The 24,232-nt window shown below is 35.4% G+C and carries 17 protein-coding genes; 11 read left to right on the forward strand and 6 right to left on the reverse strand.

The window, feature by feature from the left end; genetic code table 11:
- Window positions 1–29: 29 nt before the first annotated feature.
- Complete coding sequence (locus DM397_RS17745; RefSeq protein ID WP_111378816.1) at window positions 30–911, forward strand: AraC family transcriptional regulator; 882 nt, start codon at window positions 30–32, stop codon at window positions 909–911.
- A gap of 151 nt (window positions 912–1,062) precedes the next feature.
- Here DM397_RS17745 and DM397_RS17750 read toward each other — a convergent pair whose 3' ends face one another.
- The 5 genes from DM397_RS17750 to DM397_RS17770 form a co-directional block, all read right to left on the reverse strand.
- On the reverse strand, window positions 1,063–1,842 hold the full coding sequence (locus DM397_RS17750; RefSeq protein WP_111378817.1) for an SDR family oxidoreductase: 780 nt from the start codon (window positions 1,840–1,842) through the stop codon (window positions 1,063–1,065).
- A gap of 253 nt (window positions 1,843–2,095) precedes the next feature.
- Window positions 2,096–3,781, reverse strand: a complete 1,686-nt coding sequence (locus DM397_RS17755; protein WP_111378818.1) for a sodium/sugar symporter — start codon at window positions 3,779–3,781, stop codon at window positions 2,096–2,098.
- Between the two features lie 252 nt (window positions 3,782–4,033).
- Window positions 4,034–5,092 (reverse strand): UDP-glucose--hexose-1-phosphate uridylyltransferase, encoded by a 1,059-nt coding sequence (locus DM397_RS17760; RefSeq protein WP_111378819.1) that lies wholly within the window; start codon window positions 5,090–5,092, stop codon window positions 4,034–4,036.
- 16 nt (window positions 5,093–5,108) lie between these two features.
- Window positions 5,109–6,269, reverse strand: a complete 1,161-nt coding sequence (gene galK, locus DM397_RS17765; protein WP_111378820.1) for a galactokinase — start codon at window positions 6,267–6,269, stop codon at window positions 5,109–5,111.
- Between the two features lie 34 nt (window positions 6,270–6,303).
- Window positions 6,304–7,356 (reverse strand): aldose epimerase family protein, encoded by a 1,053-nt coding sequence (locus tag DM397_RS17770; protein WP_111378821.1) that lies wholly within the window; start codon window positions 7,354–7,356, stop codon window positions 6,304–6,306.
- Between the two features lie 101 nt (window positions 7,357–7,457).
- Between DM397_RS17770 and DM397_RS17775 the strand changes: the two genes are divergently transcribed.
- Window positions 7,458–8,456: a GntR family transcriptional regulator gene (locus DM397_RS17775; protein WP_111378822.1), complete on the forward strand. Its 999-nt coding sequence runs from the start codon at window positions 7,458–7,460 to the stop codon at window positions 8,454–8,456.
- Window positions 8,457–8,539: 83 nt separating this feature from the next.
- Here DM397_RS17775 and DM397_RS17780 read toward each other — a convergent pair whose 3' ends face one another.
- Entirely contained in the window at window positions 8,540–9,229 is a 690-nt protein-coding gene (locus DM397_RS17780; RefSeq protein ID WP_111378823.1) for an NUDIX hydrolase, read from the reverse strand.
- Between the two features lie 575 nt (window positions 9,230–9,804).
- Between DM397_RS17780 and DM397_RS17785 the strand changes: the two genes are divergently transcribed.
- From DM397_RS17785 to DM397_RS17825, 9 genes are all read left to right on the forward strand, one after another.
- Entirely contained in the window at window positions 9,805–12,861 is a 3,057-nt protein-coding gene (locus DM397_RS17785) for a SusC/RagA family TonB-linked outer membrane protein (RefSeq protein WP_111378824.1), read from the forward strand.
- A gap of 30 nt (window positions 12,862–12,891) precedes the next feature.
- Window positions 12,892–14,454: a RagB/SusD family nutrient uptake outer membrane protein gene (locus DM397_RS17790; RefSeq protein ID WP_111378825.1), complete on the forward strand. Its 1,563-nt coding sequence runs from the start codon at window positions 12,892–12,894 to the stop codon at window positions 14,452–14,454.
- Window positions 14,455–14,581: 127 nt separating this feature from the next.
- Window positions 14,582–15,589, forward strand: coding sequence for an arabinan endo-1,5-alpha-L-arabinosidase (locus DM397_RS17795; RefSeq protein ID WP_111378826.1), 1,008 nt, complete (start codon window positions 14,582–14,584; stop codon window positions 15,587–15,589).
- A gap of 53 nt (window positions 15,590–15,642) precedes the next feature.
- A complete protein-coding gene (locus tag DM397_RS17800) occupies window positions 15,643–17,181 on the forward strand; it encodes an alpha-N-arabinofuranosidase (protein WP_111378970.1) in 1,539 nt (512 codons plus the stop codon).
- Window positions 17,182–17,192: 11 nt separating this feature from the next.
- Window positions 17,193–18,815 carry an arabinan endo-1,5-alpha-L-arabinosidase gene (locus tag DM397_RS17805; protein WP_111378827.1) on the forward strand — a complete coding sequence of 541 codons (1,623 nt, stop codon included), beginning with the start codon at window positions 17,193–17,195 and terminating at the stop codon, window positions 18,813–18,815.
- A 200-nt stretch (window positions 18,816–19,015) separates the two neighbouring features.
- Entirely contained in the window at window positions 19,016–19,960 is a 945-nt protein-coding gene (locus DM397_RS17810; RefSeq protein WP_111378828.1) for a glycoside hydrolase family 43 protein, read from the forward strand.
- 96 nt (window positions 19,961–20,056) lie between these two features.
- A complete protein-coding gene (locus DM397_RS17815) occupies window positions 20,057–21,037 on the forward strand; it encodes an arabinan endo-1,5-alpha-L-arabinosidase (RefSeq protein ID WP_239457876.1) in 981 nt (326 codons plus the stop codon).
- Window positions 21,038–21,049: 12 nt separating this feature from the next.
- On the forward strand, window positions 21,050–23,029 hold the full coding sequence (locus tag DM397_RS17820) for a glycoside hydrolase family 127 protein (protein WP_239457877.1): 1,980 nt from the start codon (window positions 21,050–21,052) through the stop codon (window positions 23,027–23,029).
- Window positions 23,030–23,070: 41 nt separating this feature from the next.
- Complete coding sequence (locus tag DM397_RS17825) at window positions 23,071–24,183, forward strand: glycoside hydrolase family 43 protein (protein ID WP_111378830.1); 1,113 nt, start codon at window positions 23,071–23,073, stop codon at window positions 24,181–24,183.
- Window positions 24,184–24,232: the final 49 nt, after the last annotated feature.

The raw sequence follows: 24,232 nt of genomic DNA on the forward strand, positions 1-24,232 counted from the left end.
CGTATCTAATCTTTAATTATCTTTGTGGTATGAAATTGGAACAAACCAAAATAGCGTCTTATCTCAACACCAAAGTTTCGGTGCTGAATCGTATTGAACCTTTTTTTCAAGCACCTTTTCATTCTCATCCAGAATTGGAATTGGTTTATGTAAAAGAGAGTTTTGGCAAGCGAATTATCGGAAATTCGGTAATGCCTTTTGAACCTGGCGATATGGTTTTTTTAGGTTCTGATATTCCGCATGTGTGGCTGAATGATGAAAAATATTATCAGGGAATTGAAGATTTGAGAGCCAATTCAATTGTGGTATATTTTCATAAAGATATTTTCGGACCGACTTTTTACGAATTAAAAGAAACCCAAAAAATCAACGAACTTTTTTTTCAAGCAGGAAAAGGAATTTCGATTATTGGAAAAACGAATAAGCAGATTGCGAAAAAACTGGAGAAATTAGTTGCTAAAAAAGACTTCGAAGTGATTGTCGGACTTTTTGAGATTTTGTCTATTCTTTCAGAAAGTCAGGATACGATTTATATCAATGATGAAATTTATTCTTTGATGCAGAAGGATTCAAAAGTAGATCGTCTTTCGGAGGTTTTTCAATATGTCAATAAGAATTATAAAAAGAATATTTCTTTGGAAGAAATTGCCGCTGTCGCGAATATGACACGAACGTCTTTCTGCAGAATGTTCAGGGTAAAAACGAAGAAGAATTTTGTGGATTATCTGCACGAAATCCGAGTTTCTAATGCTTGTAAATTGTTATTAGAAACCGATAAAAGCATGTCTGAGATTGCGTATGAATGCGGTTATAAAACGGCTTCGAACTTTAATAAACTATTTAAAAAGGTTAAAGGAATTACGCCTTCTGATTTTAAAAATAATGCTAAAGTTAGTTTTGCCACAGATTGATTATAAAGATTAAAAAGGATTTTTAGAGGAACGTGCTCAATCTGCATGAAAATTAAAAAGTTGCCACGAATTACACTAATTTCCACGAATTAATTTTCTAAATGAAAAATTCGGGTTAATTCGTGTAATTCGTGGCAAAAAAAAATATTTTTTAAATGGATCGATCTAAATGCGTGTAACCTCCATCAACATAAATAATCTGTCCAGTAGTATGGCTTGATTTTTCAGACAATAAGAAAACCACCATATTTGCGATTTCTTCAGCGGTTGTCATTCTGTTTTCTAACGGGATATTTTTGGTGATTGCAGCCAATTTTTCTTCTTTGTTTTCAAAAGTATTGATCCAGGTTTCGTAAAGCGGCGTGTAACATTCTGCTACGATTACGGCATTTACGCGAATGCTATATTTTAACAATTCAACGGCCCATTCTCTCGTTAAAGCATTTCTACCTCCGTTTGAAGCAGCGTACGCTGAGGTTCCGCCTTGACCCGTTTCGGCAGTTTTAGAACCGATGTTTACGATTGCTCCTTTTGATTCTTTTAAATACGGAAGCGCGTGCTGGGCCATTAAATAATAATGCACTAGATTTTTGTGAAGCGAAGCGGCGAAATCTTCATAATTTCCGTTTTCTAATCCAACGCCGTCATTAACTCCAGCATTGTTTACCAATCCGTCAATTCTTCCGAATTTTGCGATTACGGCTTCAACGGCTTTTTTGCAGTCTTCAGGTTTTGTCAAATCAGCGGCAACTTGATGCGCTTCTTTTCCAATGGCTTTTAATTCTTCTACGGCTTTGATGTTATCATTTTCGTTACGTCCAACGATATACGGAATGGCATTTTCTTCGGCTAAAACCTTAACGATTCCTAAACCAATTCCTTTTGCGCCTCCCGTAACGATAATGATTTTTTGGGTTAATGATAACTGCATGCTTTTATTTATTATAATTTATTGTTAGTTTATTTTTTAAACACATAGAATCATAGCTCATCTTTGTCTAAAAAAGGCATTTCATTTATCTAAATTCACATAGGTTATGTGTTCAAATCTAGATTTGTTTTTTACTCTTTTTTATAGGTTAAAAAATCTATGTTTCTATGTATTAAAATATTTTTTAAAAATTTACAGCTGTTGTTCATGACAAACAACAGCTGTAAAAAGAGAGAATTGAACTGATAATTTATTACCAGAACTTAACATAAAGCGCAACAATAATCAATAACGTAATAACGATTAAGACTGTTGTTTGCGGTTTAACTTTAAACATTCCAGGTTCTGTCTCGAATGCTTTAGGGTTTACTTTTGGTCCAGCGAAACTTATCAGAATCATGGCAATCATTGTAAATAAGAATGATAATCCCATACAGATGTGGAACGGAATTTCGAAAGCTCCTTTTCCATTAGAGTATGCTGTGTATAAAAGTGTGTCGTTTCCAAATAAAGCTGGAGCATATTCGTTGAATAAAACAGATAATAAGAATCCTAATATTACACCAACGATTGCAGCTGTTCCAGTAGTTCTTTTCCAGAACATACCTAAGAAGAACATAGCAAAAACTCCAGGGCTGATGAATCCAGTGTATTTTTGGATATATGTAAATCCTCCAACTCCTCCGATTCCTAAGATGTCATTCCATGTAAATAAAACTGCTAAAAGCATGGCAACAAAAACGGCAATACGCCCGATGTTTACCTGCTGTTTTTCGCCAGCATCTTTCTGGATGTATTTTTTATGAACATCTAATGTGTAGATTGTAGAGATACTGTTTACTTTTCCAGCCAAAGACGCTACGATTGCAGCTGTTAGGGCAGCAACAGAAAGTCCTTTTAAACCTGTTGGAAGGAAAGTTAATACAGCAGAATAAGCACCATCTTTTCCTCCAACTAATTGAGGCAAATGTCCGTTTGTGTATAAAACATAAGCAGCAATACCAGGAAGCATTACGATAAGTGGCATTAATAATTTTAACATACCAGCAAATAAGATTCCTGTACGTGCAGTCTGTAAGTCAGCACCAAGTGCTCTTTGCGTAATATATTGGTTACATCCCCAGTAGTTCAGGTTGATGATCCAGATACCAGCAGCGTAAGATAACAATCCTGGGAAAGTTAAATATTTATCGATTTCTAATTGAGAAGATGATGCAGTTGGTTTTGGAATAATCATTTTAAAATGCTCAGGCGCTTCTTTCATTAAAACTTTGAAACCGGCAATTGCATTTTCGCCAACACCAAAATATTGTCCAACAGTTGTCAAAGCGATATAAGAAGTTACCAAACCTCCAATGATTAAAACCGCAACCTGAATAACGTCTGTATAGGCTACAACTTTCATTCCTCCAAGAGAAATAAATAAAGCAAAAATAGCCAATCCTAACATGATCACGTGAAGGTATTCTCCTCCAGCAAGACCATTAATGGCAACTGCTCCTAAGTATAAAATAGAAGTAAGGTTCACAAAAACATATAAAAACAGCCAGAATACTGCCATGATAAGCGCAGTAGATTCGTTGTAACGTGTTTTTAAGAATTGTGGCATAGTATAAATCTTGTTTTTAAGATAAACAGGAATAAACCATACAGCCACAATGATAAGAGCAACGGCAGCAAGCCATTCGTAAGCAGCAACAGCGATTCCTAAGAAGAAACCTTCACCACTCATTCCGATGAATTGTTCTGCAGAGATATTAGAAGCAATAAGAGAGGCTCCAATTGCCCACCAAGTTAAATTTCCTTCTGCCAAAAAGTAAGCTTTAGCATCATGTTCGTCCTGTTTACGTTTGCGGTAAACGGTGTAACCGTAGACAGAAACTACGATAAAATAAATAATAAAAACCGCATAGTCTGCGAAAGCGAGGTTTTGGTTCATTGTTAGTAGTATTTTAAATAATTATTATAGGTTGTTTGTTTATGTGGTTTTAAAATCAGTTTTTGTGTTGTTAAATCTTGTTAAAAATGAAAGATGTGTTTTATTTCTGTTATTTTTTTGCGAAAATAAAAGCAGAAGCCAAATGTAAAATAAAAAATTAGAAATCAACCACTAGTAAATGTGTTTTTTACATTTATAAAGTGAGAATTGTGTTAAATTTTTACTTTTTGGCTTTAAAGCAACATTAAGCGATTACGCTTTTACCAGACTTTTGTAATGTACATCTGAAAGCTGTCTTAAAATTTCAGCACTTTTTTCAGGTGTAATGTCACGTTGCGATTCGCCTAACATTTCGTATCCGACCATAAACTTCTTTACAGTTGCCGATCTTAACAACGGCGGGTAAAAGTGCATGTGAAAATGCCATTCTGGATGCAGTAAACCATCTGTTGGAGATTGGTGAATTCCTGAAGAATATGGAAATGAAGTATTAAATAAATTGTCGTACTTCGTTGTTAACTGTTTTAAGATTTTCGCGAAAGCGGTACTTTCTTCAACAGTAAAGTTGGTGATTTTGTTTACAGCTCTTTTGCTTACAATCATCGTTTCGTAAGGCCAGATTGCCCAAAACGGAACTAATGCCACAAAATGATCATTTTCGATTACGATTCTTTCTCCGGCTTTCAACTCAGCTTTTACATAATCTTCTAATAATGTTTTGTCATTTTTATCAAAGTATGATTTTAAACTGTTTTGCGTTTTTTCAACTTGAGTTGGCAATGATGACTGCGCCCAGATTTGTCCGTGCGGGTGCGGGTTGCTGCATCCCATTACACTTCCTTTGTTTTCAAAAATCTGAACGTGGTTGATGTATTTGATATTTCCTAAATCGGTATATTCTTTTTGCCAAGTTCTAATGATGTTTTCAATATCAGCAATTTCCATCTCTGGAAGGGTTAGATCGTGTCTTGGCGAAAAGCAAACCACTCTCGAAATTCCCTGTTCTGGTTTTGCCTTAAAAAAAGTATGTTTAATATCGTCTTCAAAAATAATTTCGTCCTGTTTCATGGCAGCAAAATCATTTTCAAAAACAAAACTGTTTTCGTATTGCGGATTATTCATTCCGTTGGCACGAACATTTCCTGGACACAAGTAACAAGTTGGGTCATATTTAGGAAGTTCTTCGGTTGAAATAGTTTCATTTTGTCCTTGCCAAGGGCGTTTTGCACGATGTGGTGAAACCAATACCCATTCGTTAATTAAAGGGTTAAATCGTCTGTGTGGATCTTCGTTAATGTCAAAATTTTTCATTGTACAGTGTGTGGTTTTAAAGTAGCGTTGTTCCGTTTGAGATTTTTACATCATAGAATTTTAATTCAATTCCAAATGTATCTAAATAAAGCTTTGAAAACTTACGCTTAACCTCATTTTCATGCCCTTTTTTAACTAAATTAATAGTACAGCCGCCAAAACCGCCTCCCATAAGTCGAGAACCAATAATGGCATCGTCTTCTTTTGCCGTATCAACAAGCATGTCCAATTCTTCGCAGCTTACTTCATATTCTTGCGATAAACCGTAATGTGTTTCAAAAAGCAATTCTCCTAAAAGTTCAATATTTCCTTGATCTAAAGCTTCGCACGCTTTGATAACACGGTTAATTTCTTTTACAACAAAATGAACTCTGCTGAAAACTTTTTCAGTCATTTTATCTTTAAGACTCAATACCTGTTCTTCTGTAGCGTTTCTAAAAGTTTTTACTTCTGGAAAATGATTTTTTATGATGGATAAGCCTTCTTCGCATTCAATTCTTCTTGTATTGTATTCTGAGGTGAAAAGCGAATGTTTTACATTAGAATCAAATAAAATCAGAGAATAATCTTTGAAATCGGCATTGTGATATTCAAAATCCAAAGTGTTGCAGTCTAGCTGAATTACTTTGTTTTCAAGACCATGAACACTCGAGAACTGATCCATAATTCCGCAGTTGATACCAACCCAGTGTTCTGCTTTTTGTCCTAATAACGAAATGTCTTTTTTCTCAATTTTTAAATCGAAAAGAGATTTGATTCCGAAAATCATTCCGCATTCTAAAGCTGCAGAAGAAGACAATCCAGAACCAACCGGAATATTACTGCTGAAAACACAGTTAAAACCATCAAAAGAAAATCCGTTGTCTTGCAATTGTTTGATTACACCTCGAATATAATTCGTCCAAACGACATCACTCAGTTTTATTTCGTGAGTCAAATCGATTTCAAATTCTTCGTTTAAATCAATAGCAATTACTTTAGAAGTTTTAGTGTTGTTTTTTGCAAAAGCAAAGCAAATCACTTTGTCAATTGCAGCAGGTAAAACGTAACCGTCATTGTAGTCAATATGTTCTCCGATAATGTTAATTCTGCCTGGAGAAAGTACCGTTTTTTGAGGAGAAGATCCGAAAGATTTCTCAAAAAAAGCAACGGTATTTTGTATTAAAATATCATTCATTATAGTTGTAGTAATTGTGGTATTGTATAAATAGTTAGTTTATGGTTTCAAATTTGTAAAGTGTTTTCTGCGTGTATTCTTCCCCTTTTTTCAAAACAGCATTTGGAAAATGAGCCTGATTTGGCGCATCTGGAAAATTCTGTGTTTCAAAACAAATTCCGCTTTGAGCGTTGTAATCCACATTTTCTTTTCCTTTCAGTTTTCCGAAACAATTTCCGCCAACATATATATGTACGCTTGGCTGATCGGTGTAAACATTCATTCTCAATTTATTTTTTAAACTGATTAATTGTGCTACGATTTCGGTTTTAGAATTTACCACAAAAGAATTGTCAATTGGAAACGGACAGTTTTTTGCTGTTCTAAAATCAAAATCATGATCGTTCAAATCGGTAAAATTTCCTGTTGGAATATTATCTGGATTTGTTTCCAGCATTTTAGCCGATTTGATAAACATTTGCTGTTCTAGAACATTTCCGTCATGACCATCAAGGTTAAAATAACTGTGATGCGTCAAATTGATAATAGTATCTTCTGTTGAGGTTGCCTTATATTCTAATTTTAATTCGTTTTCTTCTGTCAAAGTATATGTTAAATAAACAGTCATTTCTCCAGGGAAATTTTCGTCTAAATGTGCGCTCAAAAGACCAAAAGTTATAGAAGGATTTTCTCCACTTTTTGCATCAGTTACACTCCAAGCTTTTCTTCCAAATCCCATTTCTCCACCGTGAAGCGTATTGCCATTATTGTTCCCATCAAGCTGAAATTTTGTGCCATTAAGACTGAAAGAGGCATTATGAATGCGTCCAGCATAACGTCCAACGGTTGTTCCAAAATAGGGAGCGCTTGGTAAATTATATGATTCTAAATACGATTCTAAATTGTCAAACCCTAATACAACATCTGTTAATTTTCCGTTTACCGGAATTTGGATAGAAGTTACCGTTGCACCATAATTGATGATTTGAACTTTCATTCCGTTTTTGTTAACTAGATCAAAAGAATAAATTTCTTCCTTATTGGGCATTAAACCAAACAATTTGCAATTGTGAATCTCTTTTAAATGCGATATGTGTTTTATTTCCATATAATTTTTACCAAAAATGAAATCCAAAAGTAGAAACATTTTCTATATTTGCATACCAGTACCTACCAGTTTTTAATTATTATAGTCAAAATGACTTTATCATGAACATCATTTCAATCCAAAATAATATTGGTCTGCCAAAATATAGGCAGATAATTCTTTCAATCGAAAAAGCGATTGAAGAGGGGAATTTAATTAAGGGAGATAGGCTCCCGTCTGTTAATAAAGTCTGTCTGGCTTTTTCCTTATCGCGAGATACGGTTTTACTAGCATATGACGAATTGAAGAAAAGAGGAATTATTTACGCCATTCCTGGCAAGGGCTATTATGTTAAAAGCGTTGAAATCACTATAACTCAGAAGATTTTTCTGCTTTTTGATGAATTGAATATTTTTAAAGAAGATATTTATAATTCGTTTTTAAAAAACATCGGGAAAAATGTTCAGGTTGATATTTTCTTTCATCATTTTAATGTTCAAGTTTTCAAAAAACTGATAAATGACAGCAACGGAAATTATACAAGGTATATTATTATGCCAACGAACTTAAGCGACATTACAGACTCGATAAAAACCCTACCAGTAAACGATGTGATTATATTGGATCAGACCAATCCTGAGCTAAAAATGTTTCCAGCGATTTACCAAAACCATCAAAAAGATATTTACGAAGGTTTAATGAAAGGCAAATCTCGATTGTCAAAATACAAAAAACTGATTTTAATTTTCCCTGGTTTTAGAGAGCCGGCCGGAATGAAATTAGGGTTCGAATCGTTTTGTCAGGCTTATAGTTTTGATTATGAAATTATTTCAGATTTCAGCAATCAATCTATTGCTCTAGGAGATTTATACATTATTCCTCACGATCGTGATTTGCTTTTGGTGATAGAAAACGCAATGAGCAGAAATTTAAGATTAGGAGAGGATTTTGGCATTATATCTTATAATGAGACTCCATTGAAGAAAATTGCCGCAAACGGAATTACGACGATTTCAACCAATTTTGAATTAATGGGAAAAATTCTAGCCGATATGGTCCTGCAGGGAATAAAAGAGCAGATCGAAAACAAATCTGCTCTTATAGTAAGGAATTCTTTATAAATTTCTCCCGCAGATTTAGCAGATTTTTTTTTTGATAATTGATCAGCCAAATCTCTTAAATCTGCGAGAGAATAAATATATTCTTAAAGATTGAGCACAAAATTATTTAGTAGCTTTTCTTCATATTTCTCTTTATTAAAGGTGTATAAATAAGAACCTTTTCTAGAAGACTGCATGTCTTTTTCGTCTAATTTATTTAAAATTTCAAGCGAATTAATTTTACTGATGAAATTTCGTTTGTCGAGTTCTTTGCTCAAAATAGCTTCGTACAATTCTAAAAGCTGACGCATGGTGAATTTCTCAGGAAGCAATTCGAAACCAATTGGTTTGATCGAAGTTTTGTAGCGAAGTCTTTTAATAGCATTTTCAACCATTTCGTTGTGGTCAAAAATTAAATTTGGCGCGTCATTAATAGGAAACCATTCTGCGTGATAATTTTTAATTAGTTCTGCATTGTGGTTTTCAATATTAATTAAAGCAAAATAAGAAACCGAAATGGTTCTTTCTACCGGGTCACGATCAATTTCGCTGTAAGCATGTAACTGCTCCATATAAATATCGTTCAGACCTGTATATGTATTTAATATTCTGGTTGCGGCAGCGTCTAAAACTTCATCACGTTTTAGAAATCCTCCGATCAAGGACCATTTTCCTTTTTCTGGTTCAAAATCTCTTTGAATCAAAAGAATCTTCAGACCATCATTGTCAAATCCGAAAATGATGCAGTCCACTGCTAGTAAAACTTTATCAGCAGAGCTATAACTGTTTAGCATATATAATTAATTTGGATGGGTAAATATATAAACTTCTTAAATCGTATCATAATTTATTAATGTAGATTTTACACTTACATAATTAACTACTCAAAAGTAGCCTTAAAAAAGTTGATTTTTGCATAAAAATAACATACAAATTTCTTTTTTAAGATTTTTTTAAGAAAAAAACAGGACAGTCAAGGATAGTTTTTCACAAAAATATGTTCTGTTTAATCAGAAAAGGCTATAAATAAACAATCTTTTACCTACAAATTAATCTTTTTTTTCAATTCAAAACACTAAAAAACAGTTTATTTCTACCTTTTTTTATTCAAGCCTTTTTTTGATTAAAAAACGACTTTTTGATTAAAAGTGTATTTTTTACACAACTAAAATTAAAAAAACACCTCTTTTTTTGAAAAAACTTTGAATTTTTAAATGTCAATTGAACACTTAATTTGCGATATGTGTTTTTTTTGAGCTTTTTTTTTGTGATATTAATTTGTTTACGTGGTTTTTTTTTAGTTAAATTTACAAATGTAAGATTAACACTTATTAACTAAAAACGACTAACCAATCTTAACTAAACCATTATGATTACAAAACAAAAATTACTTTTGTATTGCAATTTTCTATTGCCTAAAACAAATTGGATTTTAGCAGTATTGATGCTATTATTGTCTGTAAATCAAATGTCTGCTCAAGGCAAAACGATAACAGGAGTTGTTACATCGACGCAGGATAACCTGCCTCTTCCAGGTGTAAACATCGTAATAAAAGGAACCAAAACAGTTGCTACGACTGGATTTGACGGAGAGTACTCAATTAAGGCATCGCCAAACGATGTATTAGTTTTTTCATTTATAGGATTTCAGAATAAAGAGATAGCTGTAGGAAGCCAGTCTAAAATAGATGTGGCTCTGGGCGAAGACACCAATAAACTTAATGAGGTAGTTGTTATTGGTTACGGAACTCAAAAGAAATCGGATTTAACGGGTTCTGTAAGTGTCGTTAACTTAGAATCTGCTAAAAAAGTAGTGACTTACGATGCCGCTAAAATGCTTCAAGGGCAGGTGCCAGGTGTTACGGTACAATCTTCAGGAGAACCAGGAGGTTTTGTAAATGTGAAGATTAGAGGTATAACTTCATTTAGCAATAACAATCCGCTTTTTGTAATCGACGGAATTATGGTCGATTCACCTTATGATTTTGCCCCAGGAGAAATAGAATCAATGCAGGTTTTAAAAGATGCGTCATCGGCTGCCATTTATGGTGTGCGTGGAGCAAATGGTGTTGTAATTATTACAACCAAAAAAGGAAGGCAAGGTAAAATGGATATTAAATTTAAATCTATTGTAGGTCTTCAAAATGTTGCTAAAAAATGGGATGTTACAGATCGCCTTGGCTATCAGAAAATTACTAGTGAAGCCGAAAGAAACAGAGATTTAAGAGCTGGTGTTCCTGTAAGCATTGCTCCTGGAAATGACCCAAATAGTTCCTCCTATATTTCAAATGTAAATACAGATTGGCAAAAAGAATCTTTTCAGACAGGTGTGGTGCAAAATCAAGCGCTTACGTTTACTGGAGGTGCAGAAAGTATAGCTTATAGTTTTAATGTTGATTATTTTAAAAATACAAGTTACATCAAGACACCTCAAGATTATGAGAGATTATCTACCAACTTAAATTTAAATGGTAAAAAAGGAAAATTTAAATACGGCGCAAAAATTGCCTATACACAATCTGATAAAGAAATTTTTAATGAATATAATGCAGGTCAGACTATTGTAAGTGATATTTTAGGGGCTATCCCAACTATGCCAGTTTATGACTCAAATAGACTTGGAGGTTATGGAGGTACAGATAATTTGACTCAAAGAGCGATTTCAATGAATCCAATTGGTTATAATAATCTGATTGATAATAACGGAAAAAGACATCGTTTCATTGGAGATGTTTGGGGAGAAGTTGAAATTGTAAAAGGTCTTAAATATAAATTGGATGTAAGTTACGATAGAACAGATTGGGAAAACAGAAAGTTTATTCCGCCAAGTGATTTAGGTTGGTATTATGTTACAACAAATGACGAAGCATCGCTGGATGTTGAAACAGGAAATGAGCTAAGAACGTTTTTGAACAATTTGCTAACTTATGAAGTGACTCTTGGCAAGCATAAAATTGACGCTCTTGCAGGTTGGATTCAGGAAAAAAGAGACTATCATAGATATAATATGAGAGGTGTAGGTTTTACTCCAAACGATATTCCGATGCTGCAATATGCTGATGCCAGAAATGCCAGCGAATATAAATTTACAATTACAGGAATATCCTATATCAGCAGATTAAACTATTCTTATGATGACAGATATTTATTGCAGGCTAATTTTAGACAAGATAAAACCTCTCTTTTCAGCGAAAAAAATAATTCGGCAAACTTTTACTCTTTTTCAGGAGGATGGAAAATCAGTAACGAGAAATTTTGGACATTACCAGAATGGATAAGTAATATTAAACTTAGAGGAGGTTACGGTACATTGGGTAACAATACCATTTCGCAATATTTCTTTGCGTCAACAGTAAACAGTTTTGCTGGGTATGATTTTAATAATGAGCTTGCTCCTGGAACAACAGTGGTTGCAGCATTAGATCCTAATGTAAAATGGGAGAAATCGACAAACTCAAATGTGGGTATCGAATTAGGTTTCTTAAACAATGATTTACAGTTTACAGCAGAATATTTCATTAAAAAATCGAATGATTTATTGTTAGGAGTTCCGCTTCCATACTCTACAGGAGCTTTTCCTGCAAGTGTGACTACAAATGCAGGATCTATGAAAAACTCAGGGGTTGAATTTACAGCATCTTACAGCAATCATCATCATAAATTTAAATATGATATTTCTGGAAATTTCGGAACACTTAAAAATGAGGTTACTAAAATGGGTGTAAATGGAAATCCTATTTATGGAGCAGTTTCTAAAACAGAAGTAGGAAGATCTGTTGGCGAAATGTTTGCTTGGGAAGCAATTGGAATTTTCCAGAATGCGGCAGAAGTTGCGGCTTCTCCTACACAAACAGGTGCAGCTCCTGGAGACGTGAAATTTAGAGATGTAAACGGAGACGGAGCTATAACAGACGCTGATAGAACTTTCCAAGGTGTAACAATCCCTAAATATGGTTTCGGATTAAATTTCAGTGCGTCTTATTCAAACTTTGATTTCTCAATGTTTTGGCAGGGAGCAGGTGGTAACAAAGTATTTAATGCGATGTATCGTAATTTAATGATCGGACAATACACAAATCATCATACAGACGAATTAAATTATTGGACGCCAACTAATACCAATACCAATATTCCAGCTCCAGTTATTGGAGATCCAAACGGAAATAGCAGAGATTCAAACAGATTTATTGAAAGCGGTGACTATGTGAAACTGCAAACAATGGAAATCGGTTACAACATTCCGATTAAAGATAAATTTATTGAAAAAGCTAAGGTTTACCTAAATGGTCAAAACCTGTTGATTATCTCTAAATATAAAGGTTATGATCCTGACTTCAATAGTGACGGACTACTTTCAAGAGGCTATGACGCAGGATCTTTTCCAAATCCAAGAACAATTTCTTTAGGAGTAGAAGTGAGCTTCTAAAAACAGGTTTAACCATTAAAACGTATTAAAATGAAATCTAAAATATTTAGCTATATAACCGTTTTTCTTTCACTAGCCTTGGTAACAACAAGCTGTGTAGATAACGAAGATCTGACCCAATTGGATCCAAATAATGATTCGGTCGATAATTTTTGGAAAACAGATGAAGATGCACTGCAAGGCGTAAATGCCGCTTACGGAAGTTTACTGACAGATGGAACGTACATGAGAAGCACGCCATTATTGCTCGACGTAAAAGCAGATGATTCTAGAACAAACAGCCCTTGGGGTTCAATGTATAATGTGGGGCACTTCAATTCGAATGTGGCAGATCCTGCAATTTACGGGTGGGCTTACGAAACGTATTATCAAGGTATTTACCGTGCCAATCAAGTATTGACCAATGTGCCGGGAATTGAATTTGAAGACAAAGCGTTAAAAAACAGAATTATAGGACAAGCCTATTTCTTAAGAGGACTGTTTTTTTTCCATGCAGTAAACATGTTTAAGAATGTGCCTCTTCCAACAGAATTAGCGGTTTATTATCCTCAAAAAACGCAAGATGAAGGCTGGGCGCAAGTTATTGCAGATTTTAAAGCGGCAGCAGAATTACTTCCAAATTCTTATGTTGGCATTTCAGGATTAGATGCTGGACAAAAAGGACGCGCAACTAAAGGTGCAGCGTTAGGATATTTAGGAAAAGCCTATTTGTTTACGAAAGATTTCACAAATGCTAAAACAACTTTTAAGCAAGTAATAGATTTAGGGGTTTATTCTCTAGTAACGAATTACAGAGACAACTTTACAACTGCAAATGAAAACAATTCAGAATCTCTTTTTGAAGTTCAATTTAGCAGAGATGCTGGAGGAGTTGATTTAGGTTGGGGAGGCGCGCCTGCTTCTGGCTGGGGGAAAACATCGGCAAGAGCGATTACCTATGCGCCACGTGCTTTTGGATGGACAGATGTACAGCCATCATGGGCATTGTTTAATGAATTTCATGATGAAAAAACAAAAACAGGAGAGCTTGATCCTCGTTTAGACGCTACTATTTTCTATAATAAACCAGGCGGAATGCAATTGTATGGAAAAGATTTTGCAACATTCTACGCTTCAAGTCCAGCCGATTTAAATGATATATTCTGTAGAAAATACCAAAACTCTGACGGACAATTTGCTGACGAATACGATTGGCGTTCAGGAATCAATGAGCGTTTATTAAGATATGCTGATATTCTTTTGATGTATGCAGAATGTTTAAACGAAACAGGAGATACTCAAGGGGCTTACACTTACATTCAGATGGTAAGAAACAGGGTAAATCTTCCAGATTTGGCAACTGCAAAACCAGGATTGTCTCAAACACAAATGAGAGAACAAATTGGACATGAAAGATTTTTAGAATTCCCGCTAGAAGGACACCGTTTTGATGATATTCGTCGTTGGGGATGGCTTCAAGATCCAGCAAAATTGGCTTGGTTAAAAGCAAGAGATGCTGAGTTTAATACTTATACAGCAGGAAGAGAATATTTCCCAATTCCGCAATTAGAAATGGATAACAATCCAGGAACTATTCAAAACGAGAGTTATTAAAGTTTTTCAGTCTCAGTTTTCGGTCTCAGTCTCACTGTATACTGTGACTGAAAACTGCGACTATGATTATCCCTTAGAATTTGGAATACAAGAGAAGTAATTTTTAACAGTAACTAAAATTAGAACAATGAAAACAATTACAAGTTTGGTTTTATTAGCGATATTATTTGGGAGTTGTCAAAATGAAGAGATTGTCCCAACACAAGAAGGAACAACAGCAGTTGTAAATGCAAAGGATTCAGAGGTTACCAATTCAACAGCTAAAACAGTCAGTGGAAATGTGCCATCGCACGATCCGAGTACAATTGTAAAAAGCGGAGTTAATTATTATGTTTTTACGACAGGAGATAATATTCCAATGACGTATTCAAGAGATTTGGCTAACTGGACATGGGGAACATCCGTATTCTCATCAACGCCAAGCTGGATTACAGGATATGTTCCAGGATTTGTTAAAACGTTCTGGGCGCCAGATGTTGCTTGGTTTAATAACAGATGGAATATGTATTATTCTTGCTCCACATTTGGTTCTGCCACATCAGCAATCGGATTGGTAACAACTTCAGCCATTTCGCAAAGCGCAGGAACAACATGGACAGACAGAGGAGTTGTTGTTTCTTCTTCATCAGCATCAGATGTTAATGCAATCGATCCGTCAATTTTAGTAGACGGAAGCAATGTCTATATGGCTTATGGTTCATGGCATGCAGGCATTGGAGTTATCCAAATTAATCCTTCAACAGGGAAAACAACGGGAAGCAGAACGATTGTTGCTGGAGGAAACAGCGCATCTTGGGAAGCTCCTTGTTTAATTAAAGAAGGAAGCTATTATTATATGTTTGTAAACCGAGGCACTTGCTGCAATGGCGTAAACAGTACCTATTATATTGTAGTTGGACGTTCTACAAGTCCGTTTGGACCTTTCGTTGATAAAAACGGAGTGGCATTAACCAATGGTGGCGGAACAACAGTTTTAGCTACACAAGGAAATTATATTGGTCCAGGACATTTATCTAGAATTACAGGAACTCAAAAGGGAGCTGTTCATTATTATGACGGAGCCGACAGCGGAAATCCAAAACTTGAAATTGTATACTTTACTTGGTCATCAGGATGGCCGACACTTTCTTATTAAAAATTAAAATTAAGAGGAAAGTTTTCGGACTTTCCTCTACAATAAAAACCATTATGAAAAAAGCACTTTTAATCACATTTCTTATTTCGCTTTGCAGTCAGCTGAATTTCGCGCAGACGACAATTACTATTAAAAATTCTGCTGATGCACCTACAATTGACAAAAATATCTACGGCCATTTTGCAGAGCATTTGGGCCGTTGTATTTACGGAGGATTTTTTGTGGGAGACACTTCGAAAATTCCAAATACAAAAGGAGTAAGAAATGATATTATTGCGGCTTTAAAAGATTTAAAAATTCCAAATTTAAGATGGCCAGGAGGTTGTTTTGCTGATACATATCACTGGAAAGACGGAATTGGACCACAAGAACAAAGACCAACAATTGTAAACAAATGGTGGGGCGGAGTAACCGAAGACAATAGTTTCGGAACACACGATTTTTTGAATATGTGTGAACTTTTAGGAGCAGAACCGTATTTATCTGGAAATGTAGGAAGCGGAACGGTTCAAGAATTGGCAGATTGGGTTCAGTACACGAACTTCAGCGGTAAAAGTCCGATGAGTGATTTGCGTACTAAAAACGGAAGAAAAGAACCTTGGAAAGTAAAATACTGGGGAATTGGAAATGAAGCTTGGGGATGCGGAGGAAATATGACTGCAGAATACTATGCAGGAGAATACAGAAAATATGCGACTTTCATGTCTGACTGGGAAAATACTGGAGGAATTACTCGTATTGCTTCAGGATCAAACAGTGCAGATTATAATTGGACAGAAGTTTTAATGAAAGGAATTCCGCTAAATATGTTAGGCGGAGTTGGAGTTCACCATTATGCGGTAATTGACTGGGGTAAAAAAGGAGACGATAGAAATTTTACTGAAGAAGGCTATTTCAAAACCATGCAATCAGCTCTAAAAATGGAAGAATTGGTTACCAAGCATTCGGCAATTATGGACAAATACGATCCTGAGAAAAAGGTAGCCATGATTGTTGACGAATGGGGAGGTTGGTATGAAGTTGAAAAAGGAACAAATCCAGGGTTTTTATATCAGCAAAATACTATGCGTGATGCGGTTTTAGCTGGTGCTACACTTAATATTTTCAACAACCATTCAGACCGTGTTCGTATGGCAAACTTAGCACAATGTGTTAATGTTTTACAAGCCGTAATCCTTACAGATAAAGCCAAAATGATTGTGACGCCAACCTATCATGTAATGAAAATGTACAGCGTGCATCAAGATGCTAAGTTGTTGCCAGTAAGTTTCGAATCGCCATCATACACTTTTAATGGAGAAAAACTTCCAGCAGTTTCAGCATCAGCATCAAAAGATAAAAGCGGAGCGGTTCATATTTCATTAGTGAATGTGGATGCAAAAAACAAAAACAAAATCGAAATTGATGTAAAAGATTTAGGCGTGAAAAACTTCACAGGAACGGTTATTACATCGGATAAATTACAAGATTACAATTCATTCGAAAATCCAAATAAAATTGTCCCAACAGCTTTTAAAGGTTTCGAAAACAAAAAAGGAAAACTTGAAATCACTATTCCTCCTTTCTCAGTAGTTGTTTTAGAAGGAAAATAAAATAGAGGCAAATGAAAAAAGAAAACTTCATTTTAAAAACCATTTCTTTCATCGGATTTTTTGCAGCAGCAGCAATTCTAATGACAAGCTGTTCCAAAGATGATCCGGCATTAGATCCAGAACCGCCAGTTGTAGTTGAACCGCCTGTGGTTACGCCAACATTTAAAGGGCCAACTTATGCAGATAATTATACCGCATTTGCAAGCTGGGCAAGCAGATCGCAATGGAATTTAGCCAACGTGCACGATCCATCAGTTGAGAAATCAGGAGAATACTATTATATGTATCAAACTGATGCTTCATACGGAAATGCACATGATGGAAACGGACATTTTTTCTACAGAAGATCTAAAGATTTAATCAATTGGGAATTTATGGGCCCTTCAATGACGCAGGCTCCGGCTTGGGTAAAAGATTCTTTAAATAATAAAAGAGCCAGAATGAATCCGGCGCTACCTCCAATAACAAATCCGAGTTACGGATTTTGGGCACCATGCGTTAGAAAAGTGGGGAATGTTTTCAGAATGTATTATAGCATTGTAGTAACCAATCCAATTACAGGAACAGATACCAATACTTCTTGGACCGAACGCGCTTTTATCGGTTTGGCTGAAACAACAGATTTAGCTTCTAATAATTGGGTTGACAAAGGAATGGTTGTCTGCTCTGAACCTGACGGCGTAAAAAGTTATGTCAGAAATGGAGGGAACGATTGGGATGCTTATTTTAAATTCAATGCCATTGATCCGAGTTTTATTGAAACTCCCGAAGGCGAACAATATCTAATTTACGGTTCATGGCATTCTGGAATTGCAGCTTTAAAACTAAATCCGACAACAGGAAAACCAGATAAATTAAAAACAATTGACGATTACGGAGTTCGAATTGCAGGTCGCGGAAATGTAAATACAAACCGTTGGCAGGCGCTCGAAGGGCCAGAAATTATCTATAATCCAGAGACACAATATTATTATTTGTTTTTGGCTTATGACGAATTATCGGTTGCGTACAATACACGTGTAGCGCGTTCCAAAAACATTCTCGGACCGTACGTAACCAATACAGGAATGAGCATTACAAACGGGGCAGAATGTTATCCGTTGTTAACGCACCCATATCAATTTAAAAATCATACAGGCTGGGTTGGATTTGCGCATTGTGCTGTTTTTCAAAATCCGACAACCAAGCAATGGTTTTATGCTTCACAAGCACGTTTGCCAGAAGGTGTTGCAGGAATCAATGTTTCAAATGCAGTAATGATGGGACATGTGCATGGAATTCAATGGACAGAAGACGGTTGGCCTGTAATAGAACCAGAACGTTATGCGGGTGTGCCAACAACGACTTTTGCAGAAGGAAATCTAGTTGGAACTTGGGAACAAATTACCATGAATTATCAATACAAAACCATGCAGAAAGCGGTTACGATTTTTTTAACTGCCGATAAAAAAGTTGGTGGAGACATAACAGGAACGTGGTCGTATGATCCAGCTAAAAAAATAGCAACCATAAACGGAGTGAAATGCAATGTAGTTGACGCTTGGGATTGGGAATCGGCAACCAGAAAAGTGACTTTAAGTTATACCGGAATCAATAGTGCGGGATTATCAGTTTGGGGTAAAAAGATTAATTAGAAAATTAGAAAATTACAAAAATTAAAGAATAGCTACTCCCGATAGCTATCGGGATAAAGGATTAAGAAGATTAAAAAAAACCAGCTCAATCTGGGAGAGAAAAATAGCCACGACCCGAGCGATAGCGAATAGGCGAAGCAATTCACGAATTATGATTTGTAAAAATTCGTGAATTCGTGGCAAAAAAAATAAAGTAACAAATGAAAAACCTATTTATCAACCTTTCTGTTTTGTTTTTATCGATTGCTGGAACTGCACAATCGGTAAAATTCAACAATCCTATTATTACAGATAAATATACAGGAGACCCTGCCGCATTGGTATATAAAGACAAAGTGTATTTGTATGCAGGCCATGATGAAGCACCAAACGATTTTAATTTTTATAAAATGAATGAATGGCTGGTGTATTCTTCTTCTGATATGAAAAAATGGGAATCACATCCAGTTCCGTTGAAAGTAACCGATTTTAAATGGGCAAAAAGCGATGCATGGGCTTCGCAGGTAATAGAAAGAAACGGAAAATTTTATTGGTATGTAACAGTTGAACATGGTACTGTTCCTGGAAAATCGATTGGAGTTGCTGTTGCAGATAATCCGCTTGGGCCTTTTAAAGACGCATTAGGAAAAGCGTTAATTACCAACGATATGACCAAGTTTAGCGATATAAGCTGGGACGATATTGATCCGACCGTTTTTATCGATACAGATGGACAAGCCTATTTATTTTGGGGAAATACCGCCTGTCATTATGCCAAATTAAAAGAAAATATGACGGAAATAGAAGGTGAAATTCATCACATAAAACTGTCAAATTTTACCGAAGCACCGTGGATTCATAAACATAAAGACTGGTATTATTTGTCATACGCTTATGAGTTTCCTGAAAAAATTGCCTACGCCATGAGCAAATCAATTACAGGGCCTTGGGAATTTAAAGGGATTTTGAATGAATTAGCAGGAAACAGTAATACGAATCATCAATCTATAATTGATTTTAAAGGACAATCGTATTTCATTTATCACAACGGAGCATCAAAACCAAATGGAGGAAGTTTTAGAAGATCGGTCTGTGTAGATAAATTATTTTATAACAAAGATGGAACGATGAAACGCGTCGTAATGACATCTGAAGGTATACAATAGTGTTCAGTCGCAGTCGCAGTTTTCAGTTTGGACTGCTTATATGTTCTAGAAAAGTTTTCGTTGAGGTTTGAACTTAAATTTACTTAAATCACCTATATGGTTTACAAAAACATAAAATATGCAATTTCGGCTTTTTTGATGTTCACAGTTTCCGTGGTTATGGCGCAGGAAATTGTCGTACACGATCCTGTTGTCATCAAACAAAAAGACACTTATTATTTATACTGCACAGGCAACGGAATAAGTGTTTTTAGTTCAAAAGATTTAAAAAAATGGAATAAAGAGCCACAAGTCTTCGCAGAAAAACCAGTTTGGGCAGATGGTGTTGCGGCTGATTTTAAAAATCATATTTGGGCACCGGATATTTCATTTCACAACAATACGTATTATCTATATTATTCGGTTTCGGCTTTCGCCAAAAATACTTCGGCGATTGGCGTTGCGACCAATACGACTTTAGATCCAAAAGATAAAAACTACAAATGGGTCGATCAGGGAATTGTCATTCAATCGCAGCCAAACAGAGATATGTGGAACGCAATTGATCCGAATTTGGTTTTTGATGAAAACAATACGCCTTGGCTTTCTTTCGGTTCTTTTTGGGAAGGATTGAAATTGGTAAAATTAAATCCCGATTTAAAATCAATTGCTCAGCCTCAAGAATGGCATACGATTGCAAAACGCAAAAGAACCTTCGAATTAGCAGATTCAGACCCGGGAGATGGCGCACTTGAAGCTCCTTTTATCTTTAAGAAAAACGGTTATTATTATCAATTTCTCTCTTGGGATTTATGCTGTCGCGGAGAAAAAAGCACTTACAAAGTGGTTGTTGGAAGATCTAAAAATGTAACAGGACCTTATTTGGATAAAGAAGGAAAACAACTCGATCAAGGCGGAGGAAGTATAGTAGTTCAAGGCGACGAAAACTATTTTGGAGTAGGACATAACAGCGCTTATACTTTTGACGGAAAAGATTATATGTTTTATCATGCTTATGAAAAGAAAACCAACGGAACACCAAGATTAGTGGTTAGAGAAATGCAATGGGACGCAGATTTATGGCCTGTTTTAAAATAGAATACAAAAGTAATGATGAAATACAACTTACCAATTTTAACGATTTTCATGTCACTTCTAGTTTTGGTTTCCTGTAAAGAGACTAAAAACAATGTGGTGCAGAATAAAACATCGGTCTTAAAAGCGGGTTACGAAATCGAACCGGTTAACATTCAAAATGTAAAACTAACCGATTCCTTCTGGCTTCCAATTATTAAAAGAGTGCAGGAAGTAACGATAGAATACGCTATTAAAAAATGTGACGAAGAAGGTCGTTTTGAAAACTTTTTAATTGCCGGAAAACAAAAAACAGGAACAACAAGAGGAGATATGCCTTTTGATGATACCGATGTTTACAAAATTATAGAAGGAGCATCAAACACTTTAATTAGCGCACCAAATCCGAAATTGGAAAGAGTTTTGGATTCTATGATTGCCATTGTAAAAATTGGTCAAGAGCCAGATGGATATATTACAACTTGGAGAACCATAAACCCTGCAAAACCACCAGCGCCTTGGGTTCCTGTAATCGAAGGAAAACGTTGGGAATCTTTGCAGATCAGCCACGAATTATATAATCCTGGACATTTAATTGAAGCTGCTATCGTGCATTATGAAGCCACAGGAAAAACTAATTTCCTAGACATTGCCATAAAAGCGGCCGATATGTTGGTAAGAACTTTTGGCGATAATCCAGGACAGATAAAAGGAGTTCCAGGACATCAGATTGTAGAAACTGGATTATTGAAATTATATCAAATTACAGGAAAAGAAGATTACCTGAAATTGGCAAAATACTATTTGGACAATCGTGGAAATCCGAACAATCATAAATTATACGGAGAATATGCTCAGGATCACATGCCGGTTATAGAACAAAAAGAAGCTGTCGGGCATGCTGTTCGTGCCGTTTATATGTACGCAGGAATGACAGATATTGTGGCACTGACTAAGGATAAAGCCTATGAAAATGCTGTAAATACGATATGGAATAATATGGTAAACAAAAAAATGTACATCACAGGCGGAATAGGATCGAGACATGATGGTGAAGCTTTTGGCGTAAACTATGAATTACCAAATTTAACGGCTTACAACGAAACCTGTGCAGCAATCGGAGATGTATATTGGAATCATAGATTGCACAGTTTATATGGAAAATCACAATATTTTGATGTGATCGAAAGAACGATGTACAACGGATTAATTTCGGGTATTTCGCTTGACGGAAAACAATTTTTCTATCCAAATGCCTTGGAAGCAGATGGTGTTTATAAATCAAACAGAGGTTCTTGTACGCGTCAAGGTTGGTTTGATTGTTCTTGTTGTCCGACAAATTTAATTCGTTTTATTCCATCAATTCCAGGATTGATTTATTCGAAAACAAAAAACGATCTGTATGTGAATTTATATGCTTCAAACAATGCTTCTTTCACTTTAGGAAAAACAGATTTACAGATTTCACAACAGACTTCTTATCCTTGGAACGGAAAAGTCGGAATCTCAGTTAATCCCAAAAAAGAAAGCAAATTCACGATTAAACTTAGAATTCCAGGCTGGGCAAGAAATGAAGTTTTGCCAGGAGATTTATATACGTATAAAAAAGCTTCAACTCAAAAACCAACCATTACTGTAAACGGAGAAGTATTGGCAATTCAGCCTGAAAACGGCTATTTCAATGTGACCAGAAATTGGAAAAAAGGAGACAAAATCGCTCTTAATTTCCCGATGGAAGTTCAGGAAGTAGAAACCAATTCAAAAGTAGAAACCAATAAAAACAAAGTCTCTTTAGAATATGGTCCGCTAGTGTATGCAGTTGAAGAAATGGACAACAAAACCAATTTTGATAAGATCAATATTTCGGCTTCAGACACTTTCAAAGTGAGAAAAGAAGCCAACTTACTGCAAGGTGTAAATGTGATTGAAAATTCAAAATTCAAAGCCATTCCATATTACTCTTGGTCAAATCGTGGAGTTGGGAAAATGAAAGTGTGGATTGATTTTAAAGATTGAATTCCTCACAAATAAATTAAACTAAAACAAACCAGTATAACATGCAAACAAACATATTAAGAAATTGGGCACTTTCGGCCATTGTTTTTGTAAGTGTTTCTTCTTGTACAGATAAAAAAGCAGAAAAAGAGTTGCCTAAAAAAGAAGTGACTGCTACAACAACCTTAACTAACAAACCTATTGTGTTGCAAAGAGCAGATCCTTTTATCTACAAGCATACAGACGGGTATTACTATTTTACAGGATCGGTACCAACTTATGACGCTATAGAGTTAAGACGTGCAAAGTCTATTGATGAGCTTCAAAATGCTGAAACCTTTAGAGTATGGGAAAAGCATAAAAGCGGACCAATGAGCCGTCATGTGTGGGCTCCTGAAATTCATTATTTAGATGGAAAATGGTACGTGTATTTTGCAGCAAGCGAAGAAAATGATATTTGGAAATTAAGACCTTATGTTTTGGAATGTACAGGTCAGGATCCTTTGCATGACAAGTGGATCGAACTTGGGCAAATGCAGGCAGCTGATGCAGATCCAAAAAGCTTTACCGATTTTTCTCTGGACGGAACTGTATTTGAACATAAAAACAAACGCTATTTCTGTTGGGCAGAAAAAACAGGCGGACAGTTCGCCGCTTCTAATTTGTATTTGGCCGAAATGGAATCTCCAATAAAACTAAAAACTGTTCAATTTATGCTAACGACTCCAGATTATGATTGGGAACGCATAGGTTTTTGGGTAAACGAAGGTCCTGCAGTTCTTAAACACAAAGGGAAAATTTACATTACTTTTTCAGCAAGTGCTACTGGTTCTTGTTACAGTATGGGAATGATGGAAGCAGATGAAAACGCTGATTTACTAGATAGAAATTCTTGGAAAAAATCCAGATATCCAGTTTTAAAAACTGATAAAGCAAAAAATATTTATGGACCAGGGCATAACTCATTTACAGTAGATGAAAACGGAGAACCATTGGTAATTTATCATGCAAGAGATTACGAAAAAGCTGTTGGTGATCCAAAAGTTGTGCCGGTGACAGATAAAAGACCGTTGAAAGAAATTATTGCAGATCCGCTGTATGATCCTAATCGTCATGCACGAATGATGAAATTAAAATTTGATAAAAACGGTACGCCAATATTCGAATTTAACTAAAAACGTCAAATAATAATGACGAAAATTAGTCCGAAAGTAAGTCAGTTTA

Origin of the sequence: Flavobacterium nitrogenifigens (genome assembly GCF_003254565.1) — a bacterium.
Taxonomy (GTDB): domain Bacteria; phylum Bacteroidota; class Bacteroidia; order Flavobacteriales; family Flavobacteriaceae; genus Flavobacterium; species Flavobacterium nitrogenifigens.